4 protein-coding genes and 1 pseudogene are annotated in these 3,634 nt (G+C 35.9%); all 5 read left to right on the top strand.

The genetic code is table 11. The features are described from left to right. Window positions 1-944, top strand: a pseudogene (locus FBF73_RS10170) (hypothetical protein); the annotation flags it as partial. Next, window positions 941-1,372, top strand: a complete 432-nt coding sequence (locus tag FBF73_RS09685) for a hypothetical protein (protein WP_136937685.1) — start codon at window positions 941-943, stop codon at window positions 1,370-1,372. The pseudogene FBF73_RS10170 and the gene FBF73_RS09685, both read left to right, overlap by 4 nt. Before the next feature lie 26 nt (window positions 1,373-1,398). Beyond that, window positions 1,399-2,274 (top strand): DUF4299 family protein, encoded by an 876-nt coding sequence (locus tag FBF73_RS09680; RefSeq protein ID WP_136937687.1) that lies wholly within the window; start codon window positions 1,399-1,401, stop codon window positions 2,272-2,274. A gap of 208 nt (window positions 2,275-2,482) precedes the next feature. Continuing rightward, window positions 2,483-3,370, top strand: coding sequence for an NAD glycohydrolase inhibitor (ifs, locus tag FBF73_RS09675; protein ID WP_136937684.1), 888 nt, complete (start codon window positions 2,483-2,485; stop codon window positions 3,368-3,370). A 47-nt stretch (window positions 3,371-3,417) separates the two neighbouring features. Then, window positions 3,418-3,576 (top strand): hypothetical protein, encoded by a 159-nt coding sequence (locus FBF73_RS09670; protein WP_240798251.1) that lies wholly within the window; start codon window positions 3,418-3,420, stop codon window positions 3,574-3,576. Window positions 3,577-3,634: the final 58 nt, after the last annotated feature.

Below are 3,634 nucleotides of genomic sequence, written 5' to 3'. Positions count from 1 at the left end.
AGAAACTCCAACTAGGCTTAAACAAATCCCCATTAGTTAGTCGGGAACTTCCGAAGGTGAAGGGGGTGCACGATGTCGAAGCACCGAAGTATAACCGCGAACAGATTCTGAAGAATCTGGAAGAAAGCAAACTTGCGAGGGAATCCAGTAACTTTGACCAGTATCTGGCGAAGGAGAAACTCCAACTAGGCTTAAACAAATCCCCATTAGTTAGTCGGGAACTTCCGAGGGTGAAGGGAACAGCGAATCCATCACCAAGTCAATCAACAACTCGAGAAATCATTGACCAAAAATTAAAAGAGTATGGTGTTTCTTGGGATGAGTTTAATAGGCTAAGGAATACACGTATCACTGAAATGTCTCAATATGAGTATGATATGATGATTGATATTCGTAAATCAATACCAAATCCAACGGAACAAACTGTTTTACAGAAGATTATTCCTGTTAAAGATGCAGATAATTATTTTGGTTCTAAAGGATGGGGTGTTGGTGGATTCATATCAAAAAGAGGAGATGTGGTTGATATTAAAACCATTGAAGATGCAGTGAATGGCTTGCGCCTTGATTATGAAAATTCTCCATTTGTTGAAACTATGATTGATGCAAATGGCAATAGGGTTGCAGTACGTGATCAGAATGGTAATTTGAAACTAAAAACAGATGCATTTGTCAGAATTGAATTTCGAACACACGACACTGATTATATAGATATTCCGATAGGTAATAGAGATGGTACAAAACTAGAGGCTGATCCAGCATCGGGTAATGGATTCATTAAGTCTGATGAATATTTGATTCCGGAGTATAAAATAGTTAAGCCAGACACCAAATTTCCTTCAGTCAAACTAACTGATGGGTCAAAAATGTATCTGAATGTTGGAGGAGAGGAAGTATTAGTAGGAGTTGTGAAAAATGGTAAAATGTATTACGTGGAGGAATGATGGATAAATTATACATAGTGGTTGATGGAATTGAACATCAATACTTTGATTGTGATAGTACAGGATATTATTTGATTTCCTATGATCCTTTATCAGAGAATAATGGTTATAAATTATTTGATTCAGAGTTGAAACAATATAGAAAATATTTGACAGATAAACAGGTTGAAAAAAAATATAAAATTATAGATTATATTTGGTTTAATGAACAAAAATGGGATATTTTTCAACGAAGTGATGATAATTTAGATAAACCCAATTCATGGGTAACGATTGTTTCCGACGATATAGAATTTTTAAATAGAAATGGATTATGGAAGGAGGAGAATTTAGTTGAAAGTAGGTATGGACATTTGTATTACTGTTCTTTACCAATCGAGGCAGAAAAGTTTTCTCTAATTCGAACTAGAAAAAATCTCCCTATATAGTTAAGATAGTAAGAAAGTAGTTTATGATGAAATCAGTTAATTTTACAATAAAAAGCAACCAATCACTAAGAATTGGTGAGGTGCTTCAAGCAGAACTTTTTGAATGTTACAGCGTTTCCGCTAAGGATGCAGGATTAAAGCCATCTGCGGACTCTCTTATTTCGGATTTCCATTCTGTTCAGTTTGGGGTCAAAGAGAAGTCTAGTCTAGGATTCCGTCTATCCTTTGATGGTCAAGCCTATCAGGTATCTGTTCCAGATTTGGCGACTGCTTCTGACTGGACTGGAGCCTTGATGTTCTTGAAAACATTGCTGGTTCTCTTAGATGTAAGTGTGTGTGAACATGATGGAGTGGACTATGATAAAGATTCCATTCTTGATTTTCATTTCACGGATATTTTCTTATCAGCTCTTTCAGAATTGACCAAGGAAGTAAAAGTTCATCCCATCGTGGAAATTATGGGAGTAAAACGTCCTATTTACATCAATGAACTCTACCTAGGGCAGATTATCCATGTGCCGGATGATCAACTCTTAAATAGCTATGACCAGCGTTTGCGCTTTACCCAACAGCTAAATGCTTATTACTCTGAGCAACAAGTTTTTAAAATAGAGCAAAATGGAGAGGATATCATTATCCCTATCAATTATCTAAATAGTGAAGGACGAACAATCTTACCATCTCAACCAGAGCTAGAGCCTCAATATTTACAAGAGTATCGAGGAAGTAAGGTTGCAGTTGCACGACTGTTTATCATGACAGCCGATGGCGAAAAACTAGCCGAACTTCCTTATCGGGAATTCTTAGAGTCGTTGACTGAGGGAATCTATATGCTAGATGCCAAGTATGTTCTTGTGGACCCAATTTCTCCTGAAATGTTGCAGAAGTTATCACAAAAATAACATTCTAAGAAACTTATTAGTCTGTTCAAGATTGAAAAGTTTACCATCTGATATTTTTTTCAGGTGGTTTTCTTTTTCCTTAAGTTCCCCATTTTATTTTTTCTGTATTTATTTTATGCTATAATAAGACAAAGTTTTAATACTATCATTCAACAACAGATGGAGTAAATACATAGAAATAGGTAGAATTAACCAATGGAGTAAATAAATGAAGAAATTTGAAATACCAGAGCCTAAAGATTATCAAAATTTTGTAAAAGACTATCGTGAAATAATGAAGGAAGGGAAAGAAGCTGAAGTTTTTCTAGGGACCGAAGCTAAGTATCGTTTTCGACAACGAGATTCTTATGACGTGGATAGTACAGATATTGGAGTATTAATGGAATATTGCCTATATCCTTTGTATGTGGAAGGTGATAGGGATATAGCACGCAGAACCTTTGACATCTTGAAAGATTTTAGCTTATCGGCTGACCTAGTCAAATTAGATAAGGTGACTGATTATATTTCTATGCAAGGTAGTCGTTTAAGAAGATATACAAGCCTTCCCTTTGTTATTGAAACAGATGAATTGGTAAGAAATATTATAGAAAGCATTTCAAAATTATCGGATGAGCAGAAACGTACTTATACCTATGAAAGACTATGTAATGTATTAGACCGTAGTCCATTATACAGGCAGTGTGATGAAGAAAAGGTAGAGAAGATTCTTAAGGAATTCAAGGAAAAATATGACAATCCACCTAAAGTAATAGAGTCCATTAAAGAAGTTGAGGAAATTGAACTAGACGTTACAAGCATAGATGCGATGGGTGTTTCAGATGACCATTTGGAGTTGTTGTTGATTGATGAAAACAAGTGGATTGAGTCATTAGAAGAGGAGCATCTCTTGAAACTTCAAGAAAAACTTAACAACTACATCTATTTCCTCGAAAGCAAGCAGTATGTGGCACGATACGGTGATAAGTTTGACAAAAAAGTCATCCATATTACCTTCCAATATTCTCCATCTGATAATGGACTAGCCTTTCTTGCAGCGGTTCAGAAAGTGTTGCAGCCAACAGATATGAGCTTGAAGGTAGAATTACCGGAGTAATAAAGGGAGCGAAAGACTCTCTCTTTTTGTGGTATAATGAAGAAGGATTGAACCTATATCAAAAACAATTCAATGAGCTCTATCAGTTGATGACGAGCTATACATCCTTATTGGGAACAGACATCGCCTTGATGTCAGCTACAGGAAAAGAGTTGGCCCGTACAGATACAGTATTGGGACAAACAATGTTTTCTGGCTTGCAGTAGGGAGGTTCTATGAGTTACAAGATAAAATTTGATGATATTACCTCTGTTCAAGTGGAAA

Source organism: Streptococcus mitis, from assembly GCF_005144795.1.
GTDB lineage: Bacteria > Bacillota > Bacilli > Lactobacillales > Streptococcaceae > Streptococcus > Streptococcus mitis_BB.
Note: the sequence above shows the minus strand (reverse complement) of the source record. Positions and strands in the feature narration are given on the sequence as shown.